The organism is Phocaeicola coprocola DSM 17136 (genome assembly GCF_000154845.1).
Lineage (GTDB): Bacteria > Bacteroidota > Bacteroidia > Bacteroidales > Bacteroidaceae > Phocaeicola > Phocaeicola coprocola.
Genome location: NZ_DS981460.1, coordinates 45586 through 63948, shown reverse-complemented (window position 1 = coordinate 63948; position 18363 = coordinate 45586). Strand labels below are relative to the sequence as shown.

The window sequence follows — 18363 nt, the reverse complement described above, 5'->3', positions numbered from 1 at the left end:
ATTAAGACAAAAAATATCCCCGACATCTTTTTATTTAAAGAAATCGGGGATTACAAAAAACTATGATAACAAATTACAATTCCTTAATGCTGACAGCTACACCTCCACTCGGAGCAAGACGTTGTTTCAATTTTGTCTTATTAGTTACTTTCTTTGTAGAAATCACATATTCCTTTGGATTTGTACGCCAGTCAGCTGTTTTTCCATCGGCATAAATAGTTGCCTGATATTTCTTTCCAGCCGGAAGGAAACTCAAATCAATAACGGCTTCACGACTGTTTTCATCAGTAATTCCACCAATATACCATTCGTTCTTACCTTTTGCCTTACGGGCAATAGTGATATAATCACCCGGTTCTGCTTCCAGAATATATGTATTATCCCAGTCCACAGCTACATCTTTAATAAACTGAAAAGCATCTGGATATTTTTCATAATTCTGATATAAATCGGCTGCCATCTGAAGCGGACTGTACATCGTTACGTAAAGTGCAAGCTGTTTAACCAATGTAGTACCTAATTTTGCTTTGTTTGAGCCATAAACAGAAAGATCACCTTCAAAGATTCCCGGAGTATAATCCATCGGACCACCCATCAAACGGGTAAATGGCAAGATAGTCTGATGATCCGGACGGATTCCATTGAAGGACTCAAATTCCGTTCCACGTGCTGATTCTTGAGCTATCCAGTTAGGATATGTACGATACATACCAGTAGGACGTACAGCCTCGTGTGAATTAACCATAATATGATATTGTGCCGCTGTTTCTGCTACTCGATTATAATGGTTCACCATCCATTGTCCGTCATGATGTTCGCTACGCGGAATGATAGGACCTACGTAACCGGTCTTTACAGCATCATAACCATTTTCTTTCATAAAGCGGAATGCATCATGCATCTGACGTTCGTAATCGGCAACCGATGAGGTTGTTTCATGATGCATAATAATTTTTACTCCTTTTGATGCAGCATAACGCTGAAGCTCTTTCACATCAAAATCCGGATAAGCTTTAGTGAAACTATATATAAATTCCTTGGCATAAGCGTAATTGTCTTCCCAGCCTTCGTTCCATCCTTCTACCAATACTGCATCAAAACCATTTTTCGCAGCAAAATCGATATACTCTTTCACATGAGCCGTATTGGCACCATGATGTCCGTTCGGTTTCAACTTAGTATAGTCAGTTTTGCCGATTACGATATCTTGCGTATCAGTATAAGCCCATGTAGAACCTCCACCTGTAAAATACTCCCACCAAACACCAACATACTTGGTTGGCTTAATCCAGGAAGTATCTTCCAACTTGCAAGGCTCATTCAGGTTTACAATCAAATTCGAAGCCAGAATATTTCGAGCGTCATCGCTTACAATAATCGTACGCCACGGACTGGTACTACCTGTCTGAATGTATCCCTTTGTTCCGTTTTTATCGGGAGTAAGGTGTGAACTCATCAGGAAAGTCTGTGCATCCAAATTCAGGTGCATAGCTGGATAATTAACTAAGGCAGCCTCATGAATGTTGATATAAAGTCCGTCATCCGACTTCAGCATCAAGGGTGTCTGTACAGCAAGATTAGGTGAAGGCGATTTACAGGCCAAAGCCTCATCACGTGCCTTGTCTATCAACTGCGGAACCTCCGACAGTTTAGAAGTCGTTATCTGAAACTCATTAGTATCATAGTCAGCCGGAATCCAGAATGCCTTATGATCACCGGCCAACTGGAATTCTGTTACTTCTTCATTAATAGTAAAATGGCGCAATTCCTTCTGTACCGGGAACTCATAACGGAATCCTAATCCATCATCGAACAAACGGAAGCGGATATTCAGCAACCATCCCGTACCTTCTTGCTCCAAGGCAACAAACAATTCCTTATGATTATCACGAATAACACTATTCTGCCCCCATACAGGATTCCAAGTCGTATCGGAAGCATCCTCTTTTGTTTCTACAATACGGAAATTTTTGCTGAAATCGAACGATGGACGTATCTGAAAGCCCATCTTGCTTTCTTTTATTACATCCTTTCCTTTATACTTCAATGAATAAACCGGAGTTTTGTCAGCCGACAAATGAAAATCCATAACCAGATTTCCGTCGGGTGAAGTCAATGTTTGGGCTAAAGAAAATCCCACGCCAAACAGACAGATCATAACACACAGAATAAGTTTCTTCATAATATCTCTATTGATTAACGAAATTAATACTTTTGTAAATATAACAATTATCTGCTGATATACACTTACCGTACTTTTGAAAACTTCTTTATACCTTCAAAAAAGGCTTATCCAAAACATCCTTATCATAAATCAGAAAATATTTATTGTTTTTCGATAAATATTTTCTGATTTTCTTTTGTTCTTTAAAAATAATATCTACATTTGCATATCGAAAAACGATAAATATTTATCGAAAGCTAACACAGAAAAATAATTAAGAACCACAAACACGATGCAATTATGAAAAAGACATTATTAAGAAAAGCAGCTATGGCAAGCCTCTTCACCCTGATGACACTGACAGTCACAAAGGCAAACGCAAAAGGAACTTTCATTTATGGAGAAACAGACAACGGTTTGATTGTTTCTACCCTGAATGAGGACGGCAAAACACTTACTCCAAAATGGAAATACGAGTACCAGTACGACGAACAAGGACGACTGACCGAGAAGAAAGCATATCGATGGAATTTGCAACAACAGATGTGGACACCGGCCTATCTGCTCACTATTACATCGAACGACTCGATATGTATCATGGATTATGCCGAATGGAACAAACTTTTTTGTAACTTTGAGCGTAACCGCCAACAAAGTGTTTATTATGTAGACAGTTCGAATACTTTATTGACTTATTATAGCCGTTCATCCGCCTGCGGAATAAGTGAAAATAACAAATAACTAAAATTCAATTATTATGGGACGCACCATCAAATTATTGCTATACTACTTTGCCTACCAACTGGCATTCATGGGAGTTTTTCTGTGCGGATATATGATCTTCCATCATACCACAGAATTACCTCAATCTACCGACTCTACTTACATCACCCTCATCTTACTGGCACAGGTTCTATCTACAGCCGCTGTAGGTATCCATCTGATAGTGGGAAAATATGTACCACTCGACCGAAAGACTTGGGCGTATTACAATTCCGGTAAAGTTCTGATTGCCGCTATCCTATTAATTGTAGGTATGGGATTGTGGAGCAATTACCTGAACGAGCTGGCCGACTTGCCCAATAACATGCAGGAAATTTTCGCTATGATGATGCAACATCCACTGGGAGTCGTGGCAATCACCATCATGGCTCCTGTTGTAGAAGAGCTATTATTCCGCGGAGCCATCCAAGGACACCTGCTGCGCAAATGGAAGAAACCGCTTTGGGCCATCGTTGTATCGTCACTGATATTCGGTATCGTACATGGCAACTGGGTACAAGCTCCTTTCGCTTTCGTGGTAGGTCTGGCCTTAGGCTGGATTTATTATCATACAGGTAGTCTGCTTCCCGGCATATTGATGCACTTCGTCAACAATAGTACTGCTGTTTTCAGCTTTTGGCTTTCCGATGATCCGAATGCCACAATGGTTTCTACCTACGGTCCCGAAGGAGCCGCACTCATGGCTGTTGCAGGAGCGATACTTACTTTCGTATGTATCAAGTACATCCAAAAACAACTTCCACAACCTGCAACATGGAGAGAAGAACAACCCACAAGTACAATCGAATAATACCCCGAATTTATGAAACATCTCAGCATATTAGGTATATTGGCCATTTTTGCCTTAGCTCTAAATCTCTATTTTGCCATAGGCAGTAATTTTAATGATTTCAAACAAGGATTTGAAGATGGACAAAAGAGCTCTACTTACGACACACAAGCAGATTCACACGGATTTAGGGCAGAAATAAGAGTTACTCCTATCTCCACTCCAAGTGATAGTCTGAATTTACAATTACCCGGTAAAACTGTAAAAGCGCCCTATCAGGTTTCAGAAGTTACCTGTCTGATCAAAGAAACTCCGACAATGCTAATCACTATAATATTTTCAGCTTTGGGAGTCATCGTATTATCTGTTTATGGTGTCTACTGTCTGATACGTGTACTGATATGTATCACACGACAAGATATTTTTTCCCGCCGCAACATCCGATGGCTTCGCTGGATAGCTTACGGCCAGTTAGCAGTCACTTCCCTCTCGTTTTTATTAGACTGGAGCATCGAGCAGGCAGTTCTCGCGCAAGTATCCCTGCCAGGTTATCAAGTAACGGGTGTCACCCCGATACCCCTGCAATGGGAGTCAGTCATCCTGATCGTATTACTTACAGAGATTTTTGCCACAGCCGTCAAGATTAAAGAAGAAAACGATCTAACCATATAACCATATATCGCCTATGAAACCGAAAAGCAATTATTCACGCCCGATGGCGGCCATTTACATTATTATAAGTTTTCTAGCCACACTCTTCGTATTAGAATTGATTTGCTTCCTCACCTTCTATCCACTTTTGGAGAACAGGTTTCTGCGTATATTTGCAAGCTTAATATGGCTTTATGCCGGAGCTTTTGCCTATTATAAATTAACCCACCGTTATACCAAATGGTGGAAAAGACTAAACAACCAATAAACAGTATGCCGATTATAGTAAACCTTGATGTAATGATGGCGAAACGAAAGATTTCGCTGGGAGAACTTGCCGAAAAAATCGACCTTACTCCCGCCAATCTTTCCATTCTGAAAACAGGAAAAGCCAAAGCTGTCCGATTTTCTACTTTGGAGGCAATCTGCAAAGAACTCAATTGCCAGCCGGGAGATATATTAGAATACAGACCGGAAGAGTAAAGCTCTTCCGGTAAAAGGCTGTCAAATAGTAAAGAATAAACAATTCTTATAGCCGATAATCCATTAATTGTCCGTATCTTTGCAGCCGAATTAGATATTTGAAATAAATGAAGACATTTGAAGAACTCGGCGTTTCCGCAGAAATACGCCAGGCAATCGAGGAAATGGGTTATGAAAATCCCATGCCTGTACAAGAAGAAGTTATACCGTATCTGTTAGGAAACCGCAACGACGTAGTGGCTCTGGCACAAACCGGAACCGGAAAAACAGCCGCATTTGGTCTGCCGCTGATACAAAAAATCGATGTAACGAAACGAATCCCCCAAGCACTAGTGCTTTGTCCTACACGAGAGCTTTGCTTACAGATAGCAGGCGATCTGACTGATTATTCTAAATACATCACCGACTTAAAAATTCTCCCCGTATATGGAGGCTCTTCTATTGAAAGCCAGATACGTAGTCTGAAACAAGGTGTACACATTATCGTAGCTACTCCAGGACGTTTGATAGACTTAATGGAGCGTAAAGTTGCACGCCTGGAAACTATCCGCGATGTGGTAATGGATGAAGCCGATGAAATGCTGAACATGGGATTTACCGACAGCATCAACGCTATTCTGGAGCAAGTTCCAGAAGATCGTAACACCTTGATGTTTTCAGCTACCATGAGTCCGGAGATTGCCCGTATTGCTAAAACTTATTTGCATAATGCCAAAGAAATCACAATCGGGACAAAGAATGAAGGAAGCAAAAACGTACATCATATCGCCTACATCGTACATGCAAAAGATAAATACCTGGCATTAAAGCGAGTTGTCGATTATTATCCACAGATTTACGGTATTATTTTCTGCCGTACCCGTAAAGAAACTCAAGAGATTGCCGACAAGCTGATTCAGGACGGCTATAATGCCGACTCTTTACATGGTGAACTAAGTCAGGCACAACGTGACTTGGTCATGCAGAAGTTCCGTCAGCGCTATTTGCAACTGTTGGTTGCTACCGATGTAGCTGCACGTGGACTGGATGTAAATGACTTGACTCATGTCATTAATTATGCTCTTCCTGATGATACAGAAAGTTATACACATCGAAGCGGACGTACCGGACGTGCCGGAAAGACAGGTATATCTATCGCTATCATCAACCTGCGTGAGAAAGGTAAAATGCGTGAGATAGAACGCATTATCAACAAGAAATTTACAATAAGCACACTGCCTAGCGGAAAAGAGATTTGCGAACAACAGCTTATCAAGGTAATTGATGACATCGAAAAAGTTAAGGTTAACGAAGACGAAATAGAAGCTTTTCTACCAGGAATCTACCGAAAACTGGAATGGTTAAGCAAGGAAGACCTGATTAAGCGAGTGGTATCCATGGAATTTAACCGCTTCCTGGAATACTACAAAAATGCTCCGGAAATAGAACAGCCTAAAGCCAACGAAAAGAGCAATGAAGCTAAAGAACGGAAAGATCGTGGAAGCGACCGTGAAAAAGTGGCACGCAAGGCTGAAAAAGGCTATACCCGTCTGTTCCTGAATTTAGGAAAGACCGATGGCTTCTATGCCAATCAGATCATTGAGCTGATAAACCGCAACTTGAAAAAAGAGCATATTCAGATTGGTAGAATCGATCTCATGCAGAATTTCTCTTTCTTCGAAGTTGTAGAAAGTCAGGCATCGATGGTAATGAAAGCACTGAATAAGGTAACCCTGAACAAAGGTCGTAAGGTTATTGTAGAAATAGCTGGAGAAAATACGGGAAAAAGCGATAAAAGTGGTAAAAAGCGTGGTAAGGAAAGCGTAAGAGAAGAAAAAACAACCAAGAAAAAAGAAACCAAATCCGCAGAAAAGAAAAAAGATAAACCTAGCCGTGAAGAACGAGGCTATACCGCCGCACGTGGTCCTAAGAAGAAAGATGACTGGAAACAGTTCTTCCAAAATGACAATCGTCCTTTGCGTGGTGAAGAGCCGGACTTTGCAGAAGAAGGCTGGGCGAAACGAAGTAAGCGCAAAAAATAAAAATTCATACGATAAATATTTGAAAAGCCCGCCGATTGACTTGTGTGTCAAGGGCGGGCTTCTATATCAGTTATACTTCTACTATTCTACAACCAGACGAAGCTTTTTCGTTCCTGTGCGTGCCTGAAGCCATTCCAACATTTTTTCTTTCTCTTGTTTGGAAAGAGTCCGGTCGCAATCAACAAAAGCATAAGTTAAGGTATCCATACGAAGACTGTCTACACGAAGCTGAAGACTCTTTGAAACAGAAATTGTTTTTATACATGGGAAAAGAACCTTAATCTCCTGCCCCATCTTCTCATTCATCAAATTCGAACCTGTAAAATCTGGTAACAAACGATTCAGTGAGTCAAGTGCAGCCTGTTGTGACATAAGCTGTTTCTCACTATTCTTATAAAAATCCTCCATTACCATCGACTTGATATTTCCTATATCCATCGCACCGGCTCCATTAACTCCCTGAAAAACGACCAATTTTGTCTGATCCAGCTTATAATCAGCAAGTTTATTCCGCGCATTCTGTATTTGTTCCTCTGAAACTTCCTTTCCGATAAATACCACTTTAATCTCCCGTTTGTCAAATGAGATTTCACGATTCAGAATCTGGGAATCCGGGAATTGGAGTTCAGAAGTAATAAAGTTGTTAGCAGAAGAATGATAAATCGTTTCACGTACAATGTTATATGTCAGATAAACGGCCGGACACATGGTAGCAATTGCAATACCGATGATATATTTCCGGACCAACTTTTCTCTTACCTTATCAACAAACTGCTTACGCTGGAAATGCATTACCCGCACTCCTATATAAGTAGCCAGACTGATAAAAACAGAATTAATAAAATAAAGGTAAAAAGCTCCCAAGAAATAAAGCAGGTTGCCTGTTGCCAGTCCAAATCCGGCAGTACAAAGCGGAGGCATCAACGCCGTAGCAATGGCAACTCCCGGAATCACGTTTCCTTTTTCTTTTGTAGCCAATGCTACAATACCAGCCAGACCACCTACCAAAGCAATAAACACATCATAGATAGTAGGTGATGTACGCGCAAGCAGCTCCGACTGAACTTCATCAAGCGGAGTAAATGAAAAATAAATCGTTGCGGTAGTTACACTAAACAAAGTTGCCACCAGATAACTTTTCAATGAACGTTTCATCAGCTCAAAGTCATTCAACCCGACAGCAAGTCCTACTCCCATAATCGGTCCCATCAGCGGAGATATCAACATTGCACCGATAATTACCGCCGTAGAATTCACATTCAACCCAAGTGAAGCAATAAAAGTAGCAAAAATAAGTACCCACAAGTTTGTACCTTTAAACTCCACCCCATTCCGGATGGAATCAACAGTCACCTGTTCATCTTCCTTGCTACGGTTCAAGTCCAGATATTCATTAAAAAACTTCCTGATAATAAATTTTTTATCTCTTTCCATAACCTAAAACTGTGTTTTATTTAACAAAACGGTTCACAAAAGGGATTGTTTTCAAAGGTAAATCTTTTTTTAATATATAGGCGATAAACATCAACAATAATAAGGTACGGAACACTAATCTTAATCCAACATTAGATATTATAACCTCCTGCGAAAGAACAAATAAAACAGCAGCCAGTATCAGATAAACAGCCATATCCTTTAAAGGATAGCTGACCGGATATTTTTTCTGTCCGATAATATAAGACAACAAGGTTATTACTCCATAACCGGCCACTGATGCCCATGCAGAAGCGACATATCCATAAGTCGGAACCAACCATATATTCAATGCCAGAATTACCGCACATCCGATGATTGAAAAATATGCTCCCCATTGTGTTTCATCCGTCAGTTTATACCAGAAAGACAAGTTAAAATAAATACCCTTAAATATTTCTGCCCCCATTACGATAGCTACTACACTCAGTCCTTCCCAATAATCACGCGCTACCATATAACGAAGTATATCCATATAAAACATCACAGCAAGAAAAGCCAGTAAGGAGAAGATAAAGAAATACTTCATTGCTGCCGAATACATCTTACGGTTATCTCCTTCCTTGTTTTTACCAAAGACAAAGGGTTCGTAAGCATAACGGAAAGCCTGGGTAAACATAGCCATTATCATAGCCACTTTACTGGTAGCACTATATATTCCAAGCTGCACCAACCCTTCCTGACGGTCATCGAACAAGAATGGATAAATCATTTTGTCAATCGTCTGGTTCAATATGCCCACCACTCCGAAAACCAAAATCGGGAATGAATAAGAAATCATCTGTTTCAGCAGAACTTTATCCACACGATAAGAAAAACCTCTCAGTTCCGGAATGAAGAAAAACATCTGTACCAGCGACATGATCAGATTCGACACAAAGATATATCCTACCAGATATTCCGGACGGTAAAACCATGAAACCAGCTGATGGGCATGAACATCCAGCCACGGACACAACAAGAGGAAGAAAAGATTCAGGAGAATATTACCAACAATATTGAACAGCTTGATAGATGCGAACTTTATCGGACGTTTTTTGTATCGCAGATAAGCAAACGGAATACACTGAAATGAATCCAGGGCAACCACAAGTACCATCATCGCAATATAATCGGGATGATCGGGATACTCCAGCAATGAGGAAATGGGATGCAGGAACAGCATACACAGTATAACAAAAATCAGCGAAAGCCCACCTACAAAAATCAACGTATTGGCATATACCTTTTCCGGATGTTCACCCGACTTATTGGCAAAACGGAAGAATCCTGTTTCCATACCAAATGTCAGAAAGACCAAGATAAGTGCCGTATATGCATACACATTCGACACCACACCGTAACCACCTGTCGATGCTGGTATTACTGCGGTATAAAGCGGCACAAGCAGATAGTTAAGAAAACGTCCTACAATGCTGCTCAATCCATAAATAGCCGTATCTTTTGCTAACGATTTCAGTCCAGCCATAGTCTATAAAAAATAAAAGTGTGTGCCGCTGTTATGGCACACACCATAATTAATCATCAAAAAGTGTTTTTACATTATTATATATACTCCGTCCCAGATGCTTATAAGCCAGCTCCGTAACTTCTCGTCCGCGTGGAGTCCGCTTCAGAAAACCTTCCTTTATCAAGAATGGCTCGTACACTTCTTCCAACGTTCCGGGATCCTCCCCAAGTGCCGTAGCAATCGTTGTCAGTCCTACCGGACCTCCCTTGAACTTATCAATAATGGTACAAAGTATCTTATTGTCTATCTCATCCAGTCCGTAACGGTCAATATTCAGCGCTTCCAGTGCATATCGAGCTATTTCCACATCAATCCTTCCGGAACCTTTCACCTGAGCAAAATCACGTACACGACGTAACAAGGCATTGGCAATACGGGGAGTACCACGACTGCGCGAAGCAATCTCGCCTGCAGCATCTACATCACATGGAATACCCAAGATACTGGCCGAGCGCAAAATAATACGCGACAATACCGCATCATCGTAATATTCCAAATGGAGATTAATTCCGAAACGAGCACGGAGCGGAGCGGTAAGCAATCCACTGCGGGTAGTAGCTCCCACCAGCGTAAACGGATTCAAGTCCAGCTGAATGCTACGTGCCGACGGACCTTTGTCTATCATGATATCAATCCGGTAATCTTCCATTGCCGAATATAAATACTCCTCCACCACCGGGCTCAAACGATGTATTTCATCAATGAACAATACATCATTCGGTTCAAGACTTGTCAGGACACCGGCAAGATCACCCGGCTTATCAAGTACAGGACCGGAAGTTACTTTAAATCCAACCCCCAGTTCATTGGCAATAATATTGCTCAATGTTGTTTTTCCCAATCCGGGAGGACCATGAAGCAACACATGGTCAAGCGCTTCAGCACGAAGCCTGGCTGCCTTGACAAAGATACGCAGATTGTCGACTACCTTATCCTGACCACTGAAGTCACCAAACTGTAGTGGTCGGAGGGCATTCTCGAAATCCCGTTCCTTTCCTGTAGGTTTATAATCACGTATGTCGAATTGTTCTTCCATAATGATGCAAAAGTACAAATAAATCGTGTGAAGAACGATATAAAAAACTTTATCTTTGCAAGAACTACAACTAACTTTTTTACTTTAAAGCCTATGAACGAACTTAGCACCAATCATCTGGTATTTTTCTCTCCGACTCATACTTCTGCTAAAATAGCACGTGCTATTGGCGAAGGAATTGGTATGGGAAGAAGAATTGAAACCGACCTGACACTCGATGAAAGTGACTCACCTATCGAAATAAACGATTCACTTACAGTCATTGCTGCACCTGTATATGGCGGACGTGTTGCTCCGGTTGCCTTACAACGCATCAAGCGCCTGAAAGGTAACAACTCCCCGGCAATCGTCGTAGTGGTATATGGTAACCGCGACTATGAAGATGCCCTGTTGGAACTGCGTGACACAGTAGCATCATTGGGATTCACTCCTCTCTCGGCAGGAGCATTTATCGGAGAACACAGTTACAGCACAGCCGAAATGCCTGTTGCAGCCGGACGCCCCGATGCGACCGATTTACAAACAGCCCGCACATTCGGAGCCGACAGTTTAAAAAAACTGGAAAAAGCAATGCAGAATTCAGAAGCATTAAGCACACTGACTCCTTCCCTGCAAGCAGGATGCCGGTTAAAAGCTATGGGTGATAAATTGTCAATGCTGATTGGATCTTTTTTTATAAAAGGTACTTCTCCTTATAAACTGATACAGGCTTCCAAGCCATCAGCTCCAGTCTGCAATGAAGATTGCTTTGTTTGTGGAGAATGTATAGAGGTATGTCCTACCCATGCCATTCGTATCAGCGACGACGGCAGCCATATCGAAACAGATGTAAACCGCTGTATACGCTGTTGTGCCTGTGTAAAAGAATGTCCTAACGGAGCCCGTATCTATAACACTCCCTTTACAGCTATTTTACACGAAAAATTCAGCACACCACGTCAGCCTGAACTTTTTCTATAAAAAAGAAGTTAATATTTTGTCTTATACAAACGGCAGATTTTACAACATGGAAAAAGAGAAACGAATACTAGTAGGAATGAGTGGAGGAATTGACAGTTCCGCTACCTGCATTATGCTACAAGAACAAGGTTATGAAGTTGTAGGTGTGACTATGAGAACCTGGGATATACCTTCCCACTTTTCAACTCCGGAACAAGAGCAACCCGACGAAATATTAGAAGCAAAGGCTCTAGCCGAACGTCTGGGTATAGAACATCATGTTGCCGATGTCCGCGAGGAATTCCGCAATGTCATCGTACAATATTTTATCGACGAATACATGAAAGGACGCACTCCCAATCCTTGCGTCATGTGTAACCCGCTGTTTAAGGAACGCATCTTATGCGAATGGGCCGACCGTACCGGCTGTGCACAGATTGCCACAGGACATTACTGCCGACTGGAAGACAGAAAGGAGCACCGATATATAGTAACCGGTGATGATCCGACAAAAGACCAGTCATATTTTCTATGGAAACTCCCACAAGAGATATTGAAACGTATGGTGTTCCCATTAGGAGGAATGACCAAAACCGAGGTAAGGGCTTACCTCGCAGAAAAAGGCTTTGAAGCCAAAGCCAAAGGAGGAGAAAGCATGGAAGTCTGTTTCATCGATAAAGATTACCGGGACTTTTTGAGAGAACACTGTCCGGATATCGACGAACGAATCGGAACAGGATGGTTTGTCGACAGCAAAGGACTGAAGTTAGGTCAGCACAAAGGTTTCGCCTATTATACTATCGGACAGCGCAAAGGACTGGAAATCGCACTCGGACGTCCGGCGTATGTTCTGAAAATCAACCCTGCCAAAAACACAGTCATGCTGGGAGATGCCGAACAGCTGAAAGCCGAGTATATGCTTGTAGAAGATATAAATGTAATAGATTTACAGGAATTGCTGGAATGCCCCGACCTGTCCGTACGAATCCGCTACCGCAGTCGCCCTATTCCTTGTCAGGTTATCTTACTGGATGAAGGACACCTCCTTGTAAAATTCAAAGCTGAAGCTTCAGCCATCACTCCAGGACAGTCGGCTGTTTTCTATGATAAAGGCCGTGTATTAGGTGGAGGATTTATCGCTTTCCAACAAGGCATAAAGAAACTGATAGCCGAAAATGAAGAAAAATTCTAGTGTTTAACCCTTCATGTACCTGACAAAACATATCTTCCTGGAAGCATGTTTTGTCAAGTACGTGAAGGCACACGAAAAATATGCCGAGAAATCAGGAAAAACTTCTCGACATATTTTTAAAATTTGTACAAAAAATCAAGTACTTTACATGAAGTTTTTGAGAGACTTCAGCATTAGCGGTAAGACTCCGCAAATTCCTTTGATACAGAATTACTTACACTCTTACACACGTCTGCACTGAAATCCATTCCGCAGCGGATGATTGCATCCCAATCCGCTTCCGTCAGTTCGGCAAGATCAGCCCGACGGACACGATATTTCAGCAACCCGTATACCACACCTGCATTAAAATTATCGCCAGCCCCAATGGTACTTACCGCTTTCAGCGGAGTCACCGGATAGTCCTTACATACATGTTTCGTACGCAAACGGACATCACCATCAGCATCGGTACAGATAAAGTTCGGACAGTAGAATCCTACATGATTGCTGTACACCTTGTCAGCATCCGGCTGACGGAACATATTCTGAAAATCTTCTGTCGAACCCCTTAAGATATCGGCATACTCAAAGTTCTCTATAATAGTAGGCATCAACTTAATAGCCTCATTAGCATGCGTACTGCGGAAGTTGACGTCATAATATATGATTGCGCCTGCATCACGAGCACGGTCAAGCAACTCTTTTACTTTATCACGCAACACAGGAGTAATAGCAAAATAAGAACCGATCATGATAATATCATCACTCGATATTTCAGGCATATTTACTTCCAGCCTCTGGCGAGGATAATCTTTATAGAAAATATACTCGGCATCATTCCGTTCGTTCAGAAAAGCCAGCGACACCGGCGACTTTCCCTCCGGAAAGACATTCACATTTGCCGTATCAACTCCGTTTTCACGCATGTTTGCCAGAATCATCTCTCCCACACGGTCGTTTCCCGTTTCACTGATAAAGGTAACATTCTGCCCCATTCTTCCCAGTGAAATTACAGCGTTATAAACAGAGCCGCCCGGGACAGCCGCCTGTGGCTGTCCGTCGCGGAACAGAATATCAAGAATCGTTTCCCCTATACCGATAACCTTTCTCATAAGCAAAAATCTGTTTATTTACTCAACGCACGGGAACGCTCGCCCAGATAACCTCCATGATGGCGCTTGCTATATTCTTCAATAGTAAATCCTGTCTGCTTCATAGTTTCTACCACCAGTATATCTCCAATAACAGTCATGATGGTAGTAGAAGTAGTAGGAGTCATACCCAACGGACAAACCTCGTCCGGATGTCCAGTGGCAAGACAGATATCCGCAGCTTCAGCAAGCGGACTTTCCGGATTTCCGGTAATGACAATCTTCTTCAACGACGGATTCAAACGATCAGCCAAATCGGTCAGTTCCACGATTTCACGCGTTTTACCCGAATTGGATATAAGAAGCAGCAAGTCATTTTCCTGCAAAATTCCCAAATCGCCATGTTGAGCTTCACTGGGGTGAAGAAAAACAGCAGGAATACCCGTAGAACAAAAAGTAGTAGCAATGTTCATGGCAATCTGTCCGGCCTTTCCCATTCCACTGGTTACCAGCTTTCCTTTTTTGCGGTGTACTTGTTCTACAATCAGCTCAACGGCCTTCTCGTATGCATCTGTTACGGGAATATTCAATACAGCCTGTGCTTCACGCTGCAACAGTTCGTGAATAGATGAAATCATATTATGATGAGTTTAGTAAATTAATATTCGAGTAATTGTTTCAGCTCATCGAAAGTGTTGGCCACAGTGAAATAATTTTTCAGCGGGCGATGAGCGAAGTGTTGTGTTTCCAGTCCGGCAAGAAATTCAAGAATCCCGTTCCAGAAACCATTAACATTATAAAATATCACTTTCTTTTCGTGATAACCTATTGTGGCGGCAGCCATGACATGAAATATTTCATCGAGCGTTCCCACTCCACCAGGCAACGCAACAGCCACATCTGCTTCTTGCAGCATGATATCCTTACGGTCACTCAGATTGACAGCACGAAACGTCACATCAAGCAAATCGCTGACAGCTCCCCTTTCTTCCAACTTGGTAGGAACAACTCCCATTATCATAGCTCCATTTTCTTTTGCAGAGCGGGCAACAGCCTCCATAAGTCCTGTATTCGAACCTCCATAAATGAGCCACTTTCCGGTTTTACCAATCCATGCACCCAGTTCGGAAGCTTTTTCGGCATAAATCGGATCGATGTGATCGGAAGCCGAACAGAATATTGCAATTTTATTCATAATACCTTAATTTATATAATACCGCAAACGGCCAGGAACAGCCAGTGCAGTCTGTAGCGAAGAAAATCAATATACCTGCAAATATCTGTATTTTTTCAGTTACGACAATAAGTATTATTGTATTTTTGCAACGAAAATCCATGCAAAGAAGAAAACTCATGCCATACAATACTTTTATTTTGCCAAACGGACTGCGTATTATCCACGCTCCCAGCCCTACCAATGTAACATATTGCGGATTTGCCGTCGATGCCGGAACGCGTGATGAATTTACCAACGAACAAGGGATGGCTCATTTTGTAGAACACCTTATATTTAAAGGAACCCGCAAACGCCGTGCATGGCATATCCTGAATCGCATGGAAAATGTAGGAGGCGATTTGAATGCTTATACTAATAAGGAGGAAACAGTTATATACAGTGCCTTCCTGAAAGAACATTTTTCCCGCGCCGTGGAATTGCTGACAGACATTGTTTTCAACAGTATCTTTCCCGAGCAGGAAATAGCCAAGGAGGTAGAAGTCATTATCGATGAAATACAAAGTTACGAAGACAGTCCCGCAGAACTGATATTCGATGATTTTGAAGAACTGATATTTCCCAACCATCCGTTGGGACGAAACATACTAGGCAAGCCGGAACAGCTCCGCCAGTTCGGAAGTCAGGATGCACTTTACTTTACTGGAAGATATTACAAGCCTGCCAACATGGTATTCTTTGTTCAGGGGGATATCGATTTCAAACGGGTAGTTCGCACCATAGAAAAAGCTACGGCAGACATTTCTTTTTCAAACGTAGACAATTACCAACGTCAGGCGCCACATGCCTACCTGCCCAAGCAACTCACCCTACACAAAGACACCCATCAGGCACACGTAATGATTGGTGGACGCGGATACAATGCCTACGATGAACGACGAACAGGCCTCTATCTACTTAACAATATCCTAGGAGGTCCCGGAATGAACAGCCGACTGAACGTTTCACTGCGTGAAAAGCGCGGGCTTGTATACAATGTAGAATCGAACCTGACAGCTTACACTGACACCGGAACATTCTGCATTTACTTTGGTTGTGATCAGGAGGATGCCGATTACTGTACCGAACTCGTACATAAAGAACTTAAAAAGTTATGCGACCGTCCGCTTACAACCACACAACTACACGCTGCAAAAAAACAAATCATCGGACAAATCGGAGTAGCAAGTGACAACTTTGAAAACAATGCACTCGATATGGCAAAATGCTTCCTACACTATAAGCGTTACGAAGAAAAAGAAGAAGTCTTTCATCGCATAGAAGCATTGACTGCACAACAACTGCAAGACATAGCAAACGAGATGTTTTCCGAGAATTATTTGTCAATATTAGTATATAAATGAAATATCTACCTAAATATTTTTGTCTAATCATAAAATCAAAGCCAAAAATCAAACAAATATTACATTTTGACAAATAAAAATTTTTGTCAATCATACATATTTCATAAATTAGCCCCCGTTAGAGATAATAGATTATATCTATATATAAAAGTTATGGGGAACAACATTTTAATACTTGAAATCACATCAGGAATATGCTGTATACTGACAGCTATATTCTTACACTACTCAGCAATACCCAAAAGCAACAATAAAAAGAATTATCAAAAAGGGTACACGGTAGTAAAAATAGCATCTTTAATTCTAGGTATATCAGCACTATTGTTTGCCTACTTTGGAAATGTTATAGATACATATGATAAAAGAAGCTTTATACAGATAATACTTCCAGTAGAAACCCTATTGGTTTTCTGGGTATTTGTATACCCTTTGTACGATAAAAACAAACTAAAGAATTTCCTTAAGTATCAGGTATTTTACACGACAGTATTATGCACAGCAAACATCATCTACCTATTTGTTGCAAAGGGGATGTCTGGAGAATGGTTTTATTATCTGCTGGTGTCATGTTATGTCATACAATTTGCCTTTTACACAATAATATTTATACACATATCGAAAATCTGGCTAAAGAAGAAAAGCACAGAGTCAAGTAACTTTAAGAAATACCCTTTCCGTATATGGATAGCAGGATTTATCATAGGTGTAATGGGCATAGTAGCAGAAGTTTATCCAAACGAAATCTACTTACAAATATTTACATTATGCTATACGGTATTTTTCATTTCGCTCGGCATACAGTATCACAACTATAGCATTATAGCTCCAGTTGAAACAGTAAGTCAAGAAGTTACAATAGCTCCGGAAGAAACGAACAGCAAGCCTGAAACACCTAAGCCCGAGGAAAAACGCCATGGACAGGGAAATGACATTATTAAAGAAAAAATTACAATATGGGTACAGCATAAAGGGTATCTGCAATTGGGCGTCACCATACAAGATTTAAGCCGTGAAATCGGCATAAACCGTACATATTTGTCAAATTACATAAACGAAACATACCAGAGCAACTTCAACGGATGGCTAAACGACCTCCGCATTGAAGAAGCAAAGCAAAAGATCATATCATCTCCTGAAATAAACTTGAGCGACCTTGCTGAAATGGTAGGTTTTGCAGACCAGGCACATTTCAGCAAGCAGTTCAAACAGAAAGAAGGGATTCCTCCTTCCGTTTGGAAGAAAGAACATCGTGCCAAAAGTGAAAAAGACTAATATTTTACACTTTTGTCGAAAAATACACAATTATATACAAATAGACAAGCAGACACGTAGTATTTAGGCCTAGATTTGCACAATCAAATAAAAAGCGATAAATAAAAGTAAAGAACATTATCAATTATCATTCATTAATTAACCTTAATTCCGCAACATAATTGATAATTATTTTTATAAGTTCCTGAGCAACATTTTGTTGCCCAGGTTTTTGCCATGTCAGCGTTTTCACTTACCTTAGTGTTGCGAATCCAAAGACAAAGAAAACCGCAACAGGCATGGCAAAGGTAGCAATAAAATCCGAAAGACTCACTCCTTTTGGAGGCATATTTCCAATCATGGAGCAATTTACCTCCCTTCTCTCCTCTAACCATTGACTCGACAGTTGGCGTTGAGATGTCAGTCTATGGTTCATCAGGA

17 protein-coding genes and 1 pseudogene are annotated in these 18363 nt (G+C 41.3%); 11 read left to right on the top strand and 7 right to left on the bottom strand.

Annotated elements, in window-relative coordinates; all coding sequences use genetic code 11:
- Window positions 1-73 precede the first annotated feature (73 nt).
- Window positions 74-2182, bottom strand: a complete 2109-nt coding sequence (locus BACCOP_RS05995) for a glycoside hydrolase family 97 protein (RefSeq protein WP_007567266.1) — start codon at window positions 2180-2182, stop codon at window positions 74-76.
- 282 nt (window positions 2183-2464) lie between these two features.
- Here BACCOP_RS05995 and BACCOP_RS05990 point away from each other — a divergent pair, with 282 nt between their 5' ends.
- The 6 genes from BACCOP_RS05990 (at window position 2465) to BACCOP_RS05965 (ending at window position 6871) form a co-directional block, all read left to right on the top strand.
- Window positions 2465-2905, top strand: a complete 441-nt coding sequence (locus BACCOP_RS05990; protein ID WP_007567263.1) for a DUF3836 domain-containing protein — start codon at window positions 2465-2467, stop codon at window positions 2903-2905.
- 16 nt (window positions 2906-2921) lie between these two features.
- Window positions 2922-3737 (top strand): CPBP family intramembrane glutamic endopeptidase, encoded by an 816-nt coding sequence (locus BACCOP_RS05985; RefSeq protein ID WP_007567261.1) that lies wholly within the window; start codon window positions 2922-2924, stop codon window positions 3735-3737.
- Window positions 3738-3749: 12 nt separating this feature from the next.
- The gene (locus tag BACCOP_RS05980; RefSeq protein WP_007567259.1) at window positions 3750-4388 is read left to right on the top strand and encodes a DUF2975 domain-containing protein; all 639 of its coding nucleotides are present in this window, start codon (window positions 3750-3752) and stop codon (window positions 4386-4388) included.
- A gap of 13 nt (window positions 4389-4401) precedes the next feature.
- Window positions 4402-4635 carry a hypothetical protein gene (locus tag BACCOP_RS05975; protein ID WP_022126127.1) on the top strand — a complete coding sequence of 78 codons (234 nt, stop codon included), beginning with the start codon at window positions 4402-4404 and terminating at the stop codon, window positions 4633-4635.
- A gap of 5 nt (window positions 4636-4640) precedes the next feature.
- On the top strand, window positions 4641-4850 hold the full coding sequence (locus BACCOP_RS05970; protein ID WP_022126128.1) for a helix-turn-helix domain-containing protein: 210 nt from the start codon (window positions 4641-4643) through the stop codon (window positions 4848-4850).
- Window positions 4851-4957: 107 nt separating this feature from the next.
- Complete coding sequence (locus BACCOP_RS05965) at window positions 4958-6871, top strand: DEAD/DEAH box helicase (RefSeq protein ID WP_007567255.1); 1914 nt, start codon at window positions 4958-4960, stop codon at window positions 6869-6871.
- 81 nt (window positions 6872-6952) lie between these two features.
- Here the strand turns inward: BACCOP_RS05965 and BACCOP_RS05960 are convergent, their stop codons facing one another.
- From BACCOP_RS05960 to ruvB, 3 genes are read right to left on the bottom strand one after another with little or no spacing between them, the layout of a single operon-like run.
- The gene (locus BACCOP_RS05960) at window positions 6953-8305 is read right to left on the bottom strand and encodes a TIGR00341 family protein (protein ID WP_007567253.1); all 1353 of its coding nucleotides are present in this window, start codon (window positions 8303-8305) and stop codon (window positions 6953-6955) included.
- 16 nt (window positions 8306-8321) lie between these two features.
- Window positions 8322-9812, bottom strand: coding sequence for an oligosaccharide flippase family protein (locus BACCOP_RS05955; protein ID WP_007567250.1), 1491 nt, complete (start codon window positions 9810-9812; stop codon window positions 8322-8324).
- A 49-nt stretch (window positions 9813-9861) separates the two neighbouring features.
- Complete coding sequence (ruvB, locus tag BACCOP_RS05950) at window positions 9862-10890, bottom strand: Holliday junction branch migration DNA helicase RuvB (RefSeq protein ID WP_007567249.1); 1029 nt, start codon at window positions 10888-10890, stop codon at window positions 9862-9864.
- 93 nt (window positions 10891-10983) lie between these two features.
- On the opposite strand from ruvB, the gene BACCOP_RS05945 reads away from it, so the two are divergent.
- Window positions 10984-11850, top strand: a complete 867-nt coding sequence (locus BACCOP_RS05945) for a 4Fe-4S binding protein (protein ID WP_040311879.1) — start codon at window positions 10984-10986, stop codon at window positions 11848-11850.
- A gap of 46 nt (window positions 11851-11896) precedes the next feature.
- Window positions 11897-13021, top strand: a complete 1125-nt coding sequence (mnmA, locus tag BACCOP_RS05940) for a tRNA 2-thiouridine(34) synthase MnmA (RefSeq protein ID WP_007567245.1) — start codon at window positions 11897-11899, stop codon at window positions 13019-13021.
- A 173-nt stretch (window positions 13022-13194) separates the two neighbouring features.
- Here the strand turns inward: mnmA and BACCOP_RS05935 are convergent, their stop codons facing one another.
- The 3 genes from BACCOP_RS05935 to BACCOP_RS05925 are packed head-to-tail and all read right to left on the bottom strand — an operon-like array spanning window position 13195 to window position 15289.
- Window positions 13195-14115, bottom strand: coding sequence for a carbohydrate kinase family protein (locus tag BACCOP_RS05935; protein ID WP_007567243.1), 921 nt, complete (start codon window positions 14113-14115; stop codon window positions 13195-13197).
- A 14-nt stretch (window positions 14116-14129) separates the two neighbouring features.
- On the bottom strand, window positions 14130-14732 hold the full coding sequence (locus BACCOP_RS05930) for an SIS domain-containing protein (RefSeq protein WP_007567241.1): 603 nt from the start codon (window positions 14730-14732) through the stop codon (window positions 14130-14132).
- A 20-nt stretch (window positions 14733-14752) separates the two neighbouring features.
- A complete protein-coding gene (locus BACCOP_RS05925) occupies window positions 14753-15289 on the bottom strand; it encodes an LOG family protein (RefSeq protein ID WP_007567239.1) in 537 nt (178 codons plus the stop codon).
- 158 nt (window positions 15290-15447) lie between these two features.
- Between BACCOP_RS05925 and BACCOP_RS05920 the strand changes: the two genes are divergently transcribed.
- The 3 genes and pseudogenes from BACCOP_RS05920 to BACCOP_RS20400 form a co-directional block, all read left to right on the top strand.
- A complete protein-coding gene (locus BACCOP_RS05920; protein WP_040311863.1) occupies window positions 15448-16671 on the top strand; it encodes a M16 family metallopeptidase in 1224 nt (407 codons plus the stop codon).
- A 708-nt stretch (window positions 16672-17379) separates the two neighbouring features.
- Window positions 17380-17943, top strand: coding sequence for a helix-turn-helix domain-containing protein (locus tag BACCOP_RS19650; protein WP_083779553.1), 564 nt, complete (start codon window positions 17380-17382; stop codon window positions 17941-17943).
- Between the two features lie 278 nt (window positions 17944-18221).
- A pseudogene (locus BACCOP_RS20400) lies at window positions 18222-18363 on the top strand (IS1380 family transposase); the annotation flags it as partial.